The sequence below is a fragment of the Aureitalea marina genome, assembly GCF_002943755.1.
In the GTDB taxonomy this organism is placed as follows: Bacteria; Bacteroidota; Bacteroidia; order Flavobacteriales; family Flavobacteriaceae; genus Aureitalea; species Aureitalea marina.
This window is the reverse complement of sequence record NZ_MQUB01000001.1, coordinates 477,380-496,027: the sequence shown is the minus strand read 5'-3', so window position 1 is coordinate 496,027 and position 18,648 is coordinate 477,380. Positions and strand designations below refer to the sequence as shown.

The window sequence follows — 18,648 nt, the reverse complement described above, 5'->3', positions numbered from 1 at the left end:
TTAAGATCTTAAAATGGAGATATTCTTCTTTATTTGACGATTCGCATTCCGATAAAACTCAAAACTCGAAATTAACGCCTTGATCCTCCCAAGGTAGAACCAATACTCGAGAAGCAAGGTTAAATTCCTTTTTTTGGATCTTCTCAATCTGATGCTAATTCTAATAAATCGTTTAAGCGAAATAACGATGTCAGAAAACCATGAATTTATCTTAAAAGTATATTCTTTGCCTTCTAAGGCCGCTCTATACATATTTATGAGAGGTAAGGAATATGCATAGCCCAATCGCATTCTTTTCAGATAATCATAATTTAGTCTCTCATTTGGAATAAAATGTTTAAATGTTAATTCACGAGACCATTGAATTTGGTATCCACTTGCCACAATCAAATACCCTAATTCGTTATCACCTCCTGAGATTAACTTATTCCCGGTCCGATCAGTAAAAACTTGTTTAATATTAGACTCAAAGATTTCTGTCAAAATGCGTTTACGCATAAAAGCACCAGCACCATAGACATATTGTTTGGAATGCGTAAGGTCCGGGTAATCTTTATGTTGATCACCAACCGCATACATGACTCTAACCCTATCAAACCACTCTGGTTTATCTGACTCAATAAGTTCTGTTCCTATCCCCCCCAATATGGCAACTGATTCATTCTTATTCAAAATTTCGAGTCCAATCTCTAAATATTCTGCCCTCAACAAATTATCGTCATCACAAAACAACAAGAAATCCCCTTTTGCAGATTCTGTCCCCTTCTTTCTTGCATTTGATAGACCTGGTTTCTCTTCAAATAAAAGTCGCATTGGAAATGGTGAATCAAAACTTTCCCAAAGTTCCTGAACAATAATGCTAGTATTATCTGTAGAAGCATTATCCACAACTATTAATTCTACATCAGTTGAATTTGGAAGAATTAATTGAGATAAACAACGAATAGTTTGTTCTATCCTTAACTCACTGTTGTAGCAACATACTATAATTGAAATGGATCTATTTGGTCCATTTACTTTTGAATTCATCTATTTCTTTTTCTGTGTAAAGAGTGCACATTAAATTCGATGAGTAGATTCCATCTACAATCTCTCTAGGTAATTTAAACTGACTTTTCACCTTTTCATATAATAAAGCCGTATTCTTTTGTGCAGTTAGATTGTCAGATAACAGGTCGGGACAATCTACCTCTAAGAATTGAAATAAAGCTTCTCTATAACAGCCAAATAATTTCTCAAATGAAACAAGCATGAGATCAAAGTCATCGTCTTGATGTATAAAGAAATCTTGACTGCGGTCAAAAGTCATATTACAAATGTCGATACCAGTATAGGACTTGAATTCAGAATCGAACCATTTTTCCAAATAAAAAAAGTCCTTCCCGCTGATTGATTCGAGAATTTTGTCAATTGAATAATCTGTCAAGTTTCCAGATAATTTCGATGTCTGAAATTCACCACTTATTTGTTGTGCAACAGGGTCTCTGTATAAAGCAATAAACTTAACTTTTGTCTTCGGGTTATTTGACAAATAGTCCTTAACCTCCTTTGCTCTTGCTCCCCAAACATCCCTTATCCCCAAATCTTCACTTCGTTGAGACATCTTCTTGAGCCAAGGTTCTGTAAAATAGTGAATGTGAAAAACTGAACAATCTGGCATGTAATGTTTCAATGTCCTGGTAATCGTGCTACCACCAACTTTTCCCGAAGTATATACTAAAATGATGTAATCTGGATTCTTAGGATAATATGATTTAATGGAATTAAAACATCTTCTTATTGACCTTTTTACATTACGTCTCAATTTAATAACCAAATCTCGGTTAATGGGCTTCCATGATGATATCCCCATTTTTTTACCTAAAGCAATCAAAACAAAAAGTTTCTCTTTCTTTGATAGATTGGATGCGTATAATCGTTTGGTATAATGACGAACTAATTCATCGTCTATGGTTACAAGAGCTTTAATTGACTTTAAAATGACAGCAACCTCCAGATAGTATTTTTTATTGTTAAACAAATTACCTGAGGTGTTTGTGCTGTGATTCCTGTAATATGTATTGGTGGAATCGTCAAAAAAAACATCACCATTCTTAGCTATACTTGCCCACAAAAACCAATCCCCGCATATTCCGAAATTGGTCATTCTTTCCAATATCTCATTAGAAACCTCTTTTCGAAATACGACCGAACTAGCATTGTAAATATTCCCAAACTTGAAAAAACTGTTTAAAAGGTCAACTCCGTAATGTATCCCTGGGGCAATGGCACCGGCTTCATTAAGGTGTTCTCCATGTTCATCAACAATTACAGTTTTCGAGAAAAATAATGATGCTCCTGATGTAAAGGCATTTACCGCCTTCTGAAGAAAATCAACATCATTATAATCATCACTTTCAGCTATCCAAATCCAGTCTCCTTTAGCTAGGTCAATTCCTTTCTTCCATTGCTTGAAAGGGCTTCCAGAATTTACTTCATTAACTATAAAATGAGCCAGTTTAGGGTGATTTCGATACTTTTCAAGAACATTTAGACTAGCATCTGTACTCGAATCATCTAGGATAATTATCTCGTAATCTTTATATGTTTGATTGAGAATTGTTTCTAGACGGATGTCTAGAAATTCGGCATGATTGTAATTGGGAAGAACAATGGATATCAGATCCGCCATAAATTATCTTCCTTTATAGCTCATCTTAACAAGATCTTTTTGAATTGATCGTAGTCCAAAAATCCTGACTAGAATGTGAATGAGCATGCTATTGGTCTTTGTCTTAGTTAAAGATGAATCATATAGTTTATTGAAGTCAAAATAGTTTAGTTTTTGACTAGACGTAACTTCGCTATTTATCAAATTCAATAAATCGCGATTCAGAATCGGTAAAGTTGAAAAGTCTACCAAAACACAATTTTCATAATTTGACTTGTAAAAATTCAATATACACTTATTGTAGAATTTCCAAATTTGTAGAGCACGAATCAGTGAAATCCGATTGACTACATTTTTGGATCGATTCGCTCTTCGAATTAATGATGAGACTACCTGACACGGATCTCTCCATATCAATAAAAAGAATATCCCATCATGGCAACTATTCCACTCAGGTAAAAAAATTGTAGTACGCGGATCCTTCCACCCCCAAAGTTGAAATTTTCGACTTCGATTTTTTATCAATTTTAGAGCTTTTGATTGAAAGTCAGACTCGTTGATTGGGACTCTTTCGAATACAATCCATCCTTTTGACTTGGTATCATTTAAGCATATTAATTGTTCATGAAAATGGACAAAATCTTCATCCTCGAAATGACCATTAACATTTCCTATTCCTTTTCCCATTAGATTACCATCGTCTATTTGGAGTCCACAGTTTTGTAACCAACTTGCGGTTAAAGAAGTACCGGATCGATGCATTCCTGTGATACAGAGAATGTTGGAAGATTTGGAATTGTTCAAAAGACAGATTTTTTCACTGCAGTTGCAATCACATAATACAGGTCCGTCCGAGAATTGAACACTTCACGTTGTATATTCTCATATTCAATTCGTACTCCGACACGGCGGAGCTCTTTTCTAAACATGTTCAAGTCTCCATGAGTCTTTCTGTCTTCTACTTCTTTTCCTTCTGAGAAATTCCAAAGGTCGTCTGTGCCAGGAACAAGGTCAATTGTAAAAATGGCTTTACCTCCCTTTTGCAATAAGGATCGCACCTTTTTTAAAATTTTTCTTCTCATGCGTTTTGGCATATGCTCAATAACTGAAACGGAATAAATGACATCAAACTTCTTATTGCTTTTGAAATTGGTGAAGTCGACGTTGAATGATCTTATGCCCTTTGAAATCTGCTCATAGTCCAAAAAGCCCCATTCGTTCCACTCCGCTTTCTCCTCGGCTAAACGAACCTTGCTATGTAAATCCACGGTGGTCACCTCAAATCCGAGCTCATTAAATGCAATAGGTAAAGGACAAACACCAGCTCCCAGATCCAGAATAGATCCTGGTTGCAAGTTTTCAATTTGCTCATATATCCAAGTATACTCGAATACACGAGGGTAATGACTCGTATAAAATCCGAGTTTGCTCCTGGAGATATCGGATAGATAAAGTAAAAGGTCTGGCCTATTCACCTCCCGAAAGGCTCTATTCAAATCTTGCGATCCAATATCCCTTTTATGATCAGTTTGGCCTTTCGTCGCGGCTACGACTGTTATATCGCGATAATGACCTATTATGGCAATCTCATCAAATTCATCGGACCCGATTATCAGGTTCAAAATTGATTCGTAATAATAGGTGATGTGAGAAGTGAATTCGGGTTGATCATGATAGGCACCAACAACTATTCGCCCATCGGATTTAGCAATTATTCCCTTAACCAATGAATAAAAATCATCAGACGACTTCTGGTGGATCAATACGTCAAAGCACAAAATCAGATCGGCTTGTTTTATGTCCGGATCTGTAAGTGCTTTGGTACTGAATGACCATTCTGGTCTTTTTGATCTTGAAAGAACAAGTGATTGCTCCGAAACATCCAGCCCAGTGTATTGTTCGAAATTAAAACCTTTCATCAATTCAAGATCACCGCAACCCACATCTAAAACTGGCTTATTTTGAAAAGGATAGCTTGAATAACGGATAAGGCGCTGTTTATACTCCAAAGTCGCGCCTCTGGACCCAACCCCACTGCCTAATCCCGGGTACTTCGCATATCTGAAACTCCAGAAAATCGCATTATTTAATGACCTGTTTAATTGTTCATTTAAGATATCATTTAATTCCTGTATGGCTTGATCTGCTAAGGGCAAGTTCATGCCCTTTAACCGCATATGCTCATCCAATCTGTCGTGAAAATGCAGTACCACAGGCCTTGCATCTGGTAAACCGTAGTTTGAAAGGTGTGTGGGAAAATTATGGGCTAGATCCAAGTATGAAACTGTCTTACCCATTTGAGTCATTGCCATCGCAAAACCCAATTGGTCGGCATGCTTTTCATATTCTACTCCGAAGAGGTCTTTATTTTCAATGCACCATTTAGACCATTTCTTCCAATGAATGGATAAATCATGAATAAACTCTGCAGCGATCAGATAGAGTCCTCCGTTACAATTATTCGCGACAGTCTTGTCCCCATCTTTATTATTTAAGCTGGTTTTTACAGTCGATACCGGCAAACCTGCCTTTTCATAAGCCTTACGAATAAGCTCAAATGGTGGATTCGGCAGATCTACTATTTTGGAATAAACAGGCTGATCAAAATTAAGATCAAATGGTGCAACAAGAGCTGTATCACAATCCATTAGAGCAACGTACTCCCCCTGCGGCAAATCAAAAAAGTAATCAAGTTGTAATAGTTTATTACAATATAAATTAGTCGGATCGAATGGTGCATTGTGATAATGCAGAATAACATTTAATTCAACCAGGAAATCTTTGATCGCATTAGAGGGCGAACCAACAATATGGACATGAATAAATGCCGGACTAATGTTTTGTGCCAACAACGAATTGACCCAAACATAGCACTGGGCATCCATGATGGGGTTGGAGTCAAGTAAACATGAAAAGTGGACTTTGTTATTTTTGCTCATTTAGTTTGATCTAAATACTCCAATGAGGGTAATTGACTAATAAAAAATTCTTCATCTTCTTTAGAAAAGAGAGTTTGCCAACTTGTAATGGTTGCCTTGTTAGGTGATAATCCAACTTTCTCTCGGATCGGATCAATTTTCTTGTTGATTCCTAACCGTAATTTTAAATATTCTTGAGGAAAGAACTTCTTGCATATTGATTTATAAACCGTTTTTGGATCCCGTTTCAAATCTTCAAATCGTATAATCAACAAATCGTCTTGAGGTTGATTCATCCAGGAATTTAGATGATGATACCAATGCTCAACTATATTCATATCGGGGTAAGCTTCTCTGCCCAGCCCTCCGTACCAATCAATCTTCTTTCTTAGAAATTCGCTAAAGGATATTCCGTCCCAACTAGTCGAATAGAACTTTGATCGATAAATGGAGGAAATTACAGCTCTACCGTCTCGGTAGATATATATCCTTCTTTTCTTTTTCTTTACCTCTTCTGGAAAGAAATGAGACCCAAATAATTGGTGGTAGGGTTCACCGCTCTCAAGCAAAATCTTGTTAGACCAATGCCCATAATAAATCGCACCATTCGAAGATAAATTCTGGCCTCTATAAAAATTCCGGGCAATAAAAGCCTCCAGAAAATGGGTTCCACTTCTAGGATGAGAATATATTGATATGTGCTCTTTCATTTATCCATTGATATTGCGGTCCATTGTCCAACAAATTGTACAGGAGCGAGGCCTTCGCTAATTCCGGTTATTCGAATATTTGCAATACAAGAATCGTAAAAGTAGATTGCTCCTCTCGTTTTATCCTCTTTTGACTCATTTATAGCGACGCCAATATTGTAGTGGCCTTGGCCCAAATTCAAACTTTCGATAGACGAATTAACTACAACAGTTCCTTTTTCCTCAAAAAGCATTTCGGAAAACAAGGAAAAGAAATTAGCAACTTGTTTCGTGTCTTTATCAATAAAGGAATAGTTTATCCAATATGCGTTTACGTTAGGCGAAACCTTTAGTGTAAGTCTAAATGTATAACTCTGATTAAAAGTCAATGGATAATAACCATCTGGTGATTCAATCTGTCTATCAATATCAAGAATCTCAAAAGATTTAACTGAGATTAATTCGCCGCCATGCTGAACCCTATCCCTTTGTTTGAATTGATTGTAATAAGATTGTATTGCCGTCCCTACATCTCCGCTTAAATTATGAATAGTCCCTTTCTCCAATAAATAGGCAAGATTACTAATCCTAGCAATTTGAGGCATAGTATGTGAAACAAATACAACTGCACAATTAGTCAGGAGTTCCCCTAGTCTTGTTAAACACTTCATTCGAAAACCAACGTCCCCAACCGCTAAAACTTCGTCGATCAGCAAAACATCTGGCTCCATCTGGGCAGCAATGGCAAAACCTAACCTTACCTTCATCCCAGAACTATAATGTTGTACCGGCATATCAATAAACTCTTTCAACTCAGCAAATTCGATGATCTGATCAAGTTTATTGTCTATCTCTTTTCGCGAAAACCCAAGGACAGCTCCATTGTTGTAAATGTTCTCCCTACCTGTCAAAATTGGATTGAACCCCGCTCCTAACTCGATGAGTGCCCCGATGCGGCCATGCATGGTAATAGTCCCCTCGTCAGGCATGATCAGGCCATTCAGCATTTTGAGCAAGGTAGACTTACCCGCCCCGTTATGGCCAATTAAACCCAGACATTCGCCCCTACGTAGCTCAAAACTGATATCCCGGACCGCCCAGAATTCCCTGGGTCGTAGATCGGAAGAAGCAGAAGAGCCCAAGACGTTGCCGAACAAGTCCTTGAGCCCGTACCAAAGTCCTGTTTTTAGATCTTTACAGAATTTCTTGGAAACTCCCTCTACCTTGACTAATATTTCGCCCTTCTTTTCCATCCTAAGCATTCATTCGTTCGACAAGTATCGGTATTGAAATTCGATAAACTACCAAACCGACAAAGGCCAGAGGCATACACAATACCAGAACAGTAAAGAAGTATTCCAAATTTTCCGGTGACGTTTCCGTAGCAACATCCCTGGCTGTCAGAATGAAAGGAGTAAACGGATTGTACTGCATCACTGTCCTTAGCATGCCACTTTCGGGTATGGCATAAACCACCGGTGTAACGTACATTAAAAACCGTAAACCTGTAGCGACCAAACGCCCAATATCCTTATACAGAAGAGCAATTGGAGTTAATAATACTCCTATGGTAAACCCAAAGAAAATTGCGCTTAGTAAGACCGGAATGAGCAGTAACAGACTATGATGATATCCAACATCAAAAACGAACAAAAAAATGATCAACAGCAAAACCTTTGGAAAGGAGTTGAACAACAATTTGTAGAATCCGGAGAGTAACAAGGCCTCTTTGGGGAAATTTATCTTCGATAAGACAGATTTCGCAGCCGAAGTATTCAGCGTGGGAGCATTGATGGACTGTACAATTATGGACCAGATCAAGGTGCCTGAGAAAGCATAAATTGGGTATGGTATTCCCGTATCAGATAACTTAACTGTGCCGGAACTGTTAAGGACGATCCAAACCAAGGCCGTCATCAAAGGAGTAATGAATAACCAAAGTATCCCCAAAATAGATTGACGATACTGTCCTTTGATATCCCTCGTTGCCCATTGGCGTGCTAAGAAGCGTGATCTGTACAGGTCGGTAAGACTATCTTTGAAGACCTTAAAAGGTCTCGCTTGTCGGCCCTTCCGATAAATTCTGGTTTCCACAGTTCAGGTAAGTAGGTTTGCACGAAGGTAGAAATTCTAATCCAAACGTCCGTGAACTAAGTGGAGTTTGAATCAAGATGTGTTTAGAACTGGTAGCCGTAGTGTTTGAGCATAGCTTCGGTCCGATCATTGATCAGTTGGATCTGCTCTTTTGTGAGTTCCTCTTTATAGTTGCCGCTACCACCCTTACGAAAAAAATTGATGGAATTCTTCCCGTATTGTTTGCCGTAATCCCAGCCTTGGTCGCTTACCTTTTTCCGCAAGCTGTCTATGGTATTCTGACGGTAAATATCAGTCAACAGGTCATCGGTTAATTCCAAGTCACAGAATTTGGCCATATTTTGCATTTGCCTTAAGGGGTCTACAAGTAAGTCCTCGTAACGGACTGTCAATATCTGTGCATCATGCGGATTGTTATTCCAGGACTTGGTATGTTCCATCCAGGTACTTTTGTACAACCCCTTACCACCATTTAACATGGCCTCAAAAGACACCTCTTCAACCCCACTCATATTTAAAAAGTGGTAGTAAGAGACATAAACATCCCGTGGATCCCGGATCAGGTGAATAACGCGTTTATGATGATACATGGGAAGATCATGTGTCTTAAAGTGCATGGTATTAAAAATGCGCTTATAGTAATTTTTTGCATGTACGTCGGGGATCAATTCGCTAACCAACTTTGGCGGTATTGTAGACGATGCCGACCCTAACAACATCCCTGTTAGCAAATTCTGGACCCAGGTATTACCCGATTTTGGATATCCGGCAATGAAAATATCCTTGGGTTCACTGTATGTGATTGGTTTGTAGCCTTCTTGCACAAACCGATTGCGTATGCGTCCGGATATGTTCTTTTCAAAGATCTTATCAAATAATGAACCTAGACTCATCACACCTCTAGTCTTGGTAAAAATGATCCCATGTGATCTGCAGACCGAGGTCACAACTGATCAAATTGTTGTAATTCAAATATTTTTTCGCCTTGTCGATCTGAGCCAAGGAATCCCTCACATCCCCTTTTCGGGCCGGTCCGTGATGGGCCTTTAACTGAATTCCTGCCAATTGTTGCAACTGTTCCCAGAGTTCGTTTAAGCTGATCCGCTGCCCACAAGCCACATTATAGACCTGGTTGGCCGCTTCAGGTCCTGCAAAGAACGCACGTATATTGGCCTGCACAGCGTTTTCAACAAAGGTAAAATCCCGTGTTTGGTCTCCATCACCATGAATGGTAGGAGGAACATTGTCTTTTAGCGCTTGCATAAAGAGTGGGATGACCGCGGCATAGGGTCCATCCGGGCTCTGCTTGGGTCCGAAAACATTAAAATACCTTAATCCGACAGTCTCTATTCCATAACTTCTGCAGAAGACATCGGAATAAATCTCATTGGCCAGTTTGGTGACTGCATAGGGAGAAAGTGGGTTTCCGATCCTATCCTCCACCTTGGGTAATTCCAGGCTATCACCGTAGGTGGACGATGAAGCTGCATAGACCATTCGTTTGACGGTTGAGCTCTCCTTTTGGGCGATCAGCATGTTGACAAAGCCCGTTACATTTACCTCATGGGAAGTAAGCGGATCATCCAGGGAACGCGGGACAGATCCAAGCGCAGCTTGGTGAGATACAAAGTCGATCCCACTCATGGCCTCTCTACAAGTCTCAAGATCTCGTATATCCCCTTCTATGTATTCGAAGGAGGGATGATTAAAGAATTCTCTGATGTTTTCTTCGGATCCGGTAGCCAAATTATCCAAAACCCTGACCTTGCCAGCCTTGTGATTCAGGAGATATTCCACCAAATTACTCCCAATAAAGCCGGCACCTCCTGTTATCAGGAAGCTGAGTTTCGTTATATCTTCAGTATGAAATTTATTTTGATACATTACAAACGGCCATCGACTATATCATCCGCGAGTATACCTTTTACATCATAGATCACAGAATTACTGCTGGACATCAATTCTAAATTTAGCGATTTGAACTCATTGTGTGCCACACAAAGTACAATCACATCATAACTTGCGTCATCTTTCAGCTCCTCTTCCAAATTTAGTCCGTATTCTTCATGAACTTCCTCCGAAGCGGCCCAGGGATCATAAAGTTCCACATCTAAACCATAAGACTTGAGTTCAGCAATAACATCGACGACTCGCGTATTTCGAATGTCCGGGCAATTTTCTTTAAAGGTAACTCCAAGTACCAAAGCCTTTGCTCCTTTTACCGGGATCTCCTTTTGGATCATGAGCTTGACTACTTGAGAAGCCACATGGGCACCCATACTATCGTTCATTCGACGCCCGGCCAGTATGATCTCAGGGTTATAGCCCGCAGACTCAGCTTTCTGGGCCAGATAGTAAGGATCAACTCCAATACAGTGTCCTCCAACCAATCCGGGTGTAAATTTTAGAAAGTTCCACTTGGTTCCGGCAGCTTCGAGAACAGCGCGGGTGTCTATGTCCAGAAGGTTGAAGATCTTGGCCAGTTCATTGACAAAGGCAATATTGATATCGCGCTGGGAGTTTTCGATGACCTTGGCAGCCTCGGCTACCTTGATGGATGGCGCCAGATGAGTCCCGGCTGTGATCACAGAAGCATAGAGGCCATCAATGTACCTGGCCACTTCCGGGGTAGAACCAGAGGTAACTTTGAGTATTTTTTTAATGGTATGATTCTTATCTCCCGGGTTGATCCGTTCCGGCGAATAACCTGCAAAGAAGTCCTTGTTAAAGATTAGGCCCGATTCCTTCTCCAATATGGGCACACAGACCTCTTCGGTCAATCCGGGATATACCGTAGACTCATAAATGACGATCTGCCCGGGCTCTAAAATGTTACCGACCGTTTCACTGGCTTTTTCCAATGGAGTTAATACAGGTTTGTTCTGGGAATCGGTGGGTGTAGGTACAGTAATGATAAACACATCGGATCCCTTCAATTCCTCAGGCTCAGAAGTAAATCTCAATCCCGATTCACCATCCTGCATGAGAGCAGCTGCCAACAGCTCCTCTTCCACCTCCAGGGTGTGGTCTTTTCCCTGTCTGAGTTCGGTAATCCGAGCCGTGTTGATATCGAATCCTATCACCCGGTATTTTTCGGCAAAAGCCACAGCCAAGGGTAGGCCTACATAGCCCAGTCCGATAATCACAATTTGGGGGTTTTCTTTCATGAGAACTTTAGATGAGCGATTGCCAAAGATACCTGAAATCTGTCCAAAGCGACCAATTCTGATAGTAGGATTTATTGATCCTGACCTTATCCGGCCAGATCACTTCATTGTTATAAGCATTGGGATCTTCCTGGCTTAACAACAAGGTATCTTCCTGTTTGTACTTAATGCTGGCCGGCCCGGTAATCCCGGGGCGTAACTCCAAGATGAGACGATCTTCGCCTTGCAGCTGATCCGCATAACCAGGTATATCCGGTCGGGGTCCCACCAAACTCATCTGCCCGATGACCACCTGCCAAAGTTGGGGCAACTCGTCCAGTTTGGAATTTCTGAGCCACTTCCCAAATGGCGCAGTAGCCCGCTTCATTTCCCTTACATCCAGATGATCTGAACCTTTCAAGGATCTAATCTTACAAAGTTTGAACCCTTTGCCATGCCTACCTATGCGGTGCTGACAAAAAAGACCAAATTGAGCCGTACTCAAACTGGCGAGCAAAATCAGAAGAAGCACAATGGGCAATGAGACTAAAGCAAGAGGAAGGCCGATCAAAAGATCCACCACGCGCTTTAAAAGATGTTGGGCCGAACTCATCTGGCCAGGAAGTTATTTCTTCTTTGTAAAACGCCGTCGCAGTCGTCCCAAAAATGAAGGTTTGACAGCATCTTCGTGATAACCCTGACCGTAGCCATAACCATAGCCGTAGCCGTAGCCGTAGCCGTAGCCGTAACCCAAAACTCCCTGTTTTCCGAAGACGTTCATCACAAAACTGATATTGGATACCTCCCCAGTCTTGTATTTTTCATTGATAATACTAAGCATGGCCCGCTTGGTGTAATTCTGGCGGATCATATACAGTGTGGCATCGGCATAGTCAAGTAACCCAGCTGCATCAGAAACTAGACCAATTGGTGGTGAATCTATCACAATATATTCGTATTCCCCTTTTAGTTCAGTTATAAGATCCTGCATTCGCTCACTGATCAATAGTTCCGATGGGTTAGGAGGGATCGGGCCGGAAGTGATTATTCGCAAGTTTGGGGTACCTGATTCTTGTATGATCTCTTCCTTGCTGGCCTGCCCGATCAAATAGTTGACCACTCCAACAGAATTGTCAATATTAAAATCGCCAAATATCTTGGGCTTACGTAAATCTAATCCCAAGAGTAAAGTCTTTTTATTGCTTAGGGCCAAAACGGAAGCAAGATTCATGGAGCAGAAGGTCTTTCCTTCCCCACTGATTGAAGAGGTGATCAACACCGTCTTGCTTCCTGCTGTCCCCAACCTGCGATATATATATTGCAGACTGGAGCGTAACCCCCTGAAGGCTTCAGAAATAGCCGATTTAGGCTGGTCCAAAACTACCAAATTAGTTTCAGCCCTCGACTTTCCAATATATCCCAGTATAGGTATGTCCGAGAGCCGTTCCACGTCTTTTACGGTATGGATACGGTTATCCAGGAATACAATTAAAAAAACGACAACCAAAGGAACTATTAATCCTACCACGCCGGCAAGAATGTAATTGAGCTTATTGTTTGGCCCAACCTTGCCTCCTCCGGTATCCTTGGCCAGGTCGATGACTTGAACGTCACTCACATTGGCCGCTCTTACCAGATCAGCTTCGGAGCGTTTGGATAAAAACAGATTATAGGTGCCTTGTGTGAGATCATATCGACGCTGAATCTTGATCAGGTCCTGCTGTTCCTTAGGTAGTTGCCTTATCTCACTTTCATAGCGGGCGATATCACCTTGCACTGTGATTAACTCCTGCTGCTTAAGACTTTTGGTGGAGCGTATGTTCTCAAAAAGTATTTCTTTAACCGCATCTATCTGACGGTCAATGTCTAGAAAGATAGGTGCTCCTTCCCGATATGAATACTGCAATTTATTCCGCTCTTCCGCCAGAGAGACTATCCTACCAACACCGGCAACTATACTAGACTCACTAATATTTGCCACTGAGGGTGCAGGAACGCTGGAATAGTCCGTGCGGTTGAGAAGATAATTCTCCAAAATGTTGTAATAGTCAATTTCGCGATCTATGCCCTCTTTCCGCAGATCCAATTCATTTATCCGGTTGTTGAGCAGGGTTCCTTCTGCTCCCAGGTCATATATCTTGTTCCTATCCTTAAATTGGTTCAGTTCGTCCTCTACACTCTTTAACTGGACGGTTTGTTCTGCCAAAGTGCTGTCAATAAAGCGAATGGTGTTGGTGGCAAATTCATTTTTTTGTTCCAACAGGTTCTCGCTAAATATACCCACAGAAGTATTCAAATAGTCTACCAGACGCTTTTTGTTGGTTCCTACCAAACTGAGTAATAAGGTGGACGAGCCATCGGATTCTGGTCTGACACCGATCCCCATATATTTGCTTACAGTAGAATTAAAATTCTGAAATTGAAAATAATACGGTTGGTTCGGAATTGGCCTCCACCCTCTCACTGGCATTAACCTAACATTGAGAAAAGGCAACCGTATGATATCCCCTAACTTAAAGTCTTCGCGAAATTCACCTACAGGTGTAGGAATTCCACCCCGGCGTTTATTACCAAACCACTGTGTATTGGCCCTATCTGACTCAAAATTTACACTTAGCGTATAGTTCACAGAATCTCTGAATTCCACTTTAAATTGCCTCCAAAGGGCTTGAGGCCTTTCAAGATCCAATTCAACCTGAAATGGTACCCGGCCGTATGCATCCACCTGCTGATAATCCCCATCGGTCAAATAATTGACATAGAATTGCAACCTATCGACGACATCTTCATTATGCGTCCTGGACTTGAGTACGACCATAGCGGTATTGACCTTATCTGTAACTCCTCCCCAATTAAAGGTCAAGCTGGTATTGGATGTAAAAAAGGGATTCTGTTTATCCTTTATGTTAATGATATTCTGCATGCGATAAACAGGCAGCTTGCGGACGCTGATATAATAGGCCACCCCGAAAGCGATCAGCAAAGAAACAACAAAGACGGGCCAGTACCTTAGGAGTTTAGCCAAAAACCCTTGAATGTCAAATTGAGCGTGTATCTCCTGCTTATCGGCCTCCTCGTAGATCATAAGCTGATAAACAGTAAGATGGTGGTGGTGGCCGCCGTTAACACTAACACAATATCCCGGAAAGTTTGTAGCCCTGTTGTACCGGAGCCTATGGCTTTCTGCGGTAAAGGATTGATCAGGATAAGGTCATTTGGTTGAATATAGTAGTAAGGCGAATTCATCGCATTCAGATCGTTGAGATTGATGTGGTGAACCTTTTGCCCTATGGGATATTGACGGATGATGATCACATCGGATTTATCTCCGGTTACGGGAATATCCCCACTATTCGCTATGGCCTCCATGATTGATACCTGATCCCGATAAATAATGTTGGAACCCGGTCCGTTTATCTCCCCGGCAATAGTATATCGGATACCAGCCAGTTTGACGGTCACAAAGATCTGGGCCTCTTCCTTGAAGTAGTCCTTTAACAAGCGTTCTTCAATATCCTTCCGGACCTCCTCTACCGTCATACCCAAAACAGGTACCTCTCCTAAACTGGGAATCCGGATATTTCCGTGTCTATCCACAACAAATCCATCTCTGTAGAGTCGCTCTTCTGTAGTTGCATTAGGGTTACCCTCTCCAATGGGGTTAAAAAAACCAACTGTTTCCTGGTCCAGGGCTTTCACACGTATACTAAGCAGGTCGTTAATCTGCAAACGGTAAGGCGGCTGAGATTTCTGCAGGCTGATCAAACTATCAACTTGCTGTTCTTCGCTAGGCTGTAAATAGGTCAGTTGCTTGGTGGTAATGCAGGATGTTGCCATTAATCCAAAGCAAATGACGAGTAAGAGGGGGTAGAACTTCATTGTAGGTAAGTTGCTCTGAGCAAATATAACGGAATTGGCCAAAACTTAACATTCACAGCCGCGCTTAACACATTTTATTGCATTTTAGCGGCATGAATCTGGCCACTGTAGAGTATATAGCAAAATCATTTGGAGAGCGGGTGCTGTTACAGGATATTTCCTTTGGCATCAATGCGGGCCAAAAAATTGGCCTGGTGGCCGGCAACGGATCCGGAAAAACAACACTCTTACGAATTATTGCCGGGCTGGATCAGGCAGACAAAGGCCAGGTAGTGTTTAGAAAAGGGATCACCATGGCCCTGCTGGAGCAAGAACCTGATCTGGACCAGGACTTGACCATAGAGCAAACCATATTTGCCGATGATAAACCAGTTCTAAAGGTCATTGAAGACTATCAATCAGCCTTATCCGATCCAGATGATATTGAAGCCCTGGAAAAGGCCACAGACGCCATGGAGGCGGCCCAAGGCTGGGATTTTGAGACGCGTTACAAGCAGTTGCTTTCACGCCTGATGCTGGACCCCATCGATCAAAAAGTAAAGAATCTGTCCGGTGGCCAAAAGAAGCGCTTGGCCCTGGCCAATGCACTTCTGCGGGATCCAGACCTGCTTTTGATGGACGAACCGACCAACCATCTGGACTTGGAAATGATCGAATGGCTGGAGGAATGGTTGAATCGGGAAAAATTGAGCCTGCTCCTGATCACTCACGATCGCTACTTCCTGGACCGTGTATGCAATGAGATCATCGAGCTGGACCAGGGAAAACTCTACACCTACAAAGGAAATTATTCCTACTTCCTGGAAAAGAGAGAAGCGAGGATCCAACAGGAAAAGGTCGAACTGGGAAAGGCCAGACAACTTTATAAAAAGGAATTGGAGTGGATGAGGCGACAACCCAAGGCCAGAACCACGAAAAGCAAATCCAGGATCGATGAGTTCTCCAATATCAAGGAACGCTCACGCAATCGCAGAAAAGAGCATGTGGTGCAATTGGAGATCAATATGGAACGCTTGGGGACCAAGGTGGTCGAGCTGCACAACATTAGCAAGTCCTATCCTGAAAATGAATTATTTAGCGGCTTCAGCTATAACTTTCTCCAAGACGAACGAGTAGGTATCATTGGAAAGAACGGCAGCGGAAAAACTTCCTTACTCCGTTTGATCACAGGTTCTGACAAGCCGGATAGCGGAAAGGTGGTTGTCGGTGAAACAGTCAAGTTTGGGCACTACAGCCAGGCCGGTATCGAGCTAAAACCCGGTATGAAGGTCATTGATCAGATCAGGGAGTTTGGGGATTATATTCCGCTGAAGAAGGGGAAACAGATCTCTGCAAGTCAACTCCTGGAGCGTTTTCTGTTTGACCGTAAGCAACAATACGACTATGTCGAAAAACTGAGTGGAGGAGAGAAAAAACGGCTCTACCTCTGCACCGTGCTCATCGGTAATCCCAACTTCCTCATCCTGGACGAACCCACCAACGACCTGGACATTGTGACCTTGAATGTATTAGAGAATTTCTTGCTGGACTTTCCGGGTTGTGTGCTCGTAGTTTCCCACGACCGATATTTTATGGATAAGATCGTGGATCACTTATTTGTGCTGGACGGGAGAGAAATAAAGGACTTCCCCGGGAATTATTCGGATCTTCGGGAGTATCGCTTACTGAACCCGCCAAAAAAGGAATCATCAAAGCAACCGCAAAAGAGTAACTGGAAGGAAAATAAAGAAGGGGCAAGTTTGAGTTACCAGGAGCAAAAAGAACACCGGAAGCTGGAAAAGGAAATAGCCAAACTTGAGCTTGAAAAAGAGAAGCTGGAGGGGCTCTTTGCGACGGAGAACTGGTCCGGGGATGAGATCGATAAGCAGTCCAGGAAATTAGCGGACATCATTCAGCAGTTGGATGAGAAGACAGAACGCTGGATGGAATTAGAAGAAAAGCGGGAGTCGTGAGTCGTGATTCGTGAATGGTGATTCGTTATTTGTGAATAGCGATTTACAATTCTTAGATATTTTTGATTTCTTGCCTAATCTGGTCTAAAAAATGGATCACAAAACCCTGACAACATGGACAACGGCCATGGAACTGACCCGATCAATTTATTCAATCACTCAGACTTTCCCAAAACAAGAACAATACGGAATTACCCGTCAAGCAAGAAGAGCTGCAGTTTATGTACCTTCCAATATAGCAGAAGGTTGTGCGAGGAAAAGTGATAAAGAGCTTTCTCATTTTATTCATATTGCTTTAGGATCTCTTGCCGAATTGGAAACCCTGATCTTAATATCCTATGACCTTGGATACATTGAACAAACAACCCCAACTGAGCTTAAAATAACCAGACTAAGAAAACTGCTTCTGGGCTTGAGAAAGTAGGTAAATTCACCCCGTGATAGGTAGTAGTTAATAAGAATATACCCTCCCATTCACCACTCACGAATCACGAATCACCAAAAAATCTATCTTCGCACAAACCCTGTACTATGCTAAAAATAGCTCTGGCATATCTAAGATTCTTAACAAAGTCTCTGCACCTCCACGGAATCCACTCCCCTTTTGTGTATGAGTTCCAACAAAGATGTGTTAAGGATAGAAACCGTTATCCGGAGTACAAGATCTTGGAGCAACACCGAATGGCCTTATTAAATCGGCGGGATGCCATTGAGGTAACTGACTTGGGAGCGGGATCCAGGGTATTTCGGTCGGATGTGAGAAGTGTACGATCCGTTGCCAGAAATGCGGGGATCGGTAGTCATAGACAGCAACTACTTTTCAGATTGTGCCGGTATTTCAACATAGGTTCTGCTCTGGAATTGGGAACTTCATTAGGAATGGGTAGTCTGGCCATTAAATTGGCTTGCCCCGAAGTTCACTTGGTAACGGTTGAAGGCTGTCCTAATACAGCCCATGTTGCCGAAGCAGAATGGCTTCATACCGGTGTAGATGGAATTGATCTTAGAAGGCAGTCATTTGAGGAATTCTTTGAGACCCTCGAGGAAGAACGATTCGACCTTATTTATATCGATGGAGACCACAGTTATGCAGGCACCATGGCCGCCTTTGATCGGTTCGAGGCGAACTGTACGGAAAACGGAATGATGATCTTCGACGATATCTATTGGAGCCAAGAAATGACCCGAGCCTGGGAAGAGATCAGACAGAACCCAAGAATTAGTGTAAGCATTGACAGCTTTGGATGGGGCATTGCCTTCTTTAGAAGAGAGCAAGAGAAGCAGCATTTTTACCTCAGGGTGTAACAGGGAGGCACATTA

Annotated in this window: 15 protein-coding genes; 3 read left to right on the top strand and 12 right to left on the bottom strand. The window is 41.9% G+C overall.

The annotated features are described in order from the left end of the window. The 12 genes from BST85_RS02370 to BST85_RS02310 form a co-directional block, all read right to left on the bottom strand. Complete coding sequence (locus tag BST85_RS02370) at nucleotides 1-1,029, bottom strand: glycosyltransferase (RefSeq protein ID WP_104811797.1); 1,029 nt, start codon at nucleotides 1,027-1,029, stop codon at nucleotides 1-3. Further along, a complete protein-coding gene (locus tag BST85_RS02365; protein ID WP_104811796.1) occupies nucleotides 1,001-2,671 on the bottom strand; it encodes a glycosyltransferase in 1,671 nt (556 codons plus the stop codon). The genes BST85_RS02370 and BST85_RS02365 overlap by 29 nt, the downstream gene beginning before the upstream one ends. A gap of 779 nt (nucleotides 2,672-3,450) precedes the next feature. Then, nucleotides 3,451-5,589, bottom strand: a complete 2,139-nt coding sequence (locus tag BST85_RS02355; protein WP_104811794.1) for a class I SAM-dependent methyltransferase — start codon at nucleotides 5,587-5,589, stop codon at nucleotides 3,451-3,453. Continuing rightward, on the bottom strand, nucleotides 5,586-6,278 hold the full coding sequence (locus tag BST85_RS02350; RefSeq protein WP_104811793.1) for a sulfotransferase domain-containing protein: 693 nt from the start codon (nucleotides 6,276-6,278) through the stop codon (nucleotides 5,586-5,588). Before BST85_RS02350 ends, BST85_RS02355 begins: the two co-directional genes overlap by 4 nt. After that, nucleotides 6,275-7,510, bottom strand: a complete 1,236-nt coding sequence (locus BST85_RS02345) for an ABC transporter ATP-binding protein (protein ID WP_104813869.1) — start codon at nucleotides 7,508-7,510, stop codon at nucleotides 6,275-6,277. The genes BST85_RS02350 and BST85_RS02345 overlap by 4 nt, the downstream gene beginning before the upstream one ends. Before the next feature lies 1 nt (nucleotide 7,511). Further along, nucleotides 7,512-8,351 (bottom strand): ABC transporter permease, encoded by an 840-nt coding sequence (locus BST85_RS02340; RefSeq protein WP_104811792.1) that lies wholly within the window; start codon nucleotides 8,349-8,351, stop codon nucleotides 7,512-7,514. 83 nt (nucleotides 8,352-8,434) lie between these two features. Next, nucleotides 8,435-9,244, bottom strand: coding sequence for a sulfotransferase domain-containing protein (locus tag BST85_RS02335; protein WP_104811791.1), 810 nt, complete (start codon nucleotides 9,242-9,244; stop codon nucleotides 8,435-8,437). A gap of 7 nt (nucleotides 9,245-9,251) precedes the next feature. Further along, nucleotides 9,252-10,235: an SDR family oxidoreductase gene (locus BST85_RS02330; protein ID WP_104811790.1), complete on the bottom strand. Its 984-nt coding sequence runs from the start codon at nucleotides 10,233-10,235 to the stop codon at nucleotides 9,252-9,254. After that, nucleotides 10,235-11,518, bottom strand: a complete 1,284-nt coding sequence (locus tag BST85_RS02325; RefSeq protein ID WP_104811789.1) for a nucleotide sugar dehydrogenase — start codon at nucleotides 11,516-11,518, stop codon at nucleotides 10,235-10,237. The genes BST85_RS02330 and BST85_RS02325 overlap by 1 nt, the downstream gene beginning before the upstream one ends. A gap of 7 nt (nucleotides 11,519-11,525) precedes the next feature. Next, nucleotides 11,526-12,110: a sugar transferase gene (locus tag BST85_RS02320; RefSeq protein ID WP_104811788.1), complete on the bottom strand. Its 585-nt coding sequence runs from the start codon at nucleotides 12,108-12,110 to the stop codon at nucleotides 11,526-11,528. A gap of 12 nt (nucleotides 12,111-12,122) precedes the next feature. Continuing rightward, a complete protein-coding gene (locus tag BST85_RS02315) occupies nucleotides 12,123-14,582 on the bottom strand; it encodes a GumC family protein (RefSeq protein WP_104811787.1) in 2,460 nt (819 codons plus the stop codon). Continuing rightward, on the bottom strand, nucleotides 14,579-15,376 hold the full coding sequence (locus tag BST85_RS02310) for a polysaccharide biosynthesis/export family protein (RefSeq protein ID WP_104811786.1): 798 nt from the start codon (nucleotides 15,374-15,376) through the stop codon (nucleotides 14,579-14,581). Before BST85_RS02310 ends, BST85_RS02315 begins: the two co-directional genes overlap by 4 nt. Nucleotides 15,377-15,468: 92 nt before the next feature. Here BST85_RS02310 and BST85_RS02305 point away from each other — a divergent pair, with 92 nt between their 5' ends. The 3 genes from BST85_RS02305 (at nucleotide 15,469) to BST85_RS02295 (ending at nucleotide 18,633) form a co-directional block, all read left to right on the top strand. Continuing rightward, on the top strand, nucleotides 15,469-17,328 hold the full coding sequence (locus tag BST85_RS02305) for an ABC-F family ATP-binding cassette domain-containing protein (RefSeq protein ID WP_104811785.1): 1,860 nt from the start codon (nucleotides 15,469-15,471) through the stop codon (nucleotides 17,326-17,328). Between the two features lie 91 nt (nucleotides 17,329-17,419). Beyond that, nucleotides 17,420-17,752, top strand: a complete 333-nt coding sequence (locus BST85_RS02300; RefSeq protein ID WP_104811784.1) for a four helix bundle protein — start codon at nucleotides 17,420-17,422, stop codon at nucleotides 17,750-17,752. 107 nt (nucleotides 17,753-17,859) lie between these two features. Further along, entirely contained in the window at nucleotides 17,860-18,633 is a 774-nt protein-coding gene (locus BST85_RS02295) for an O-methyltransferase (protein ID WP_104811783.1), read from the top strand. The last annotated feature ends 15 nt before the right edge of the window (nucleotides 18,634-18,648 follow it).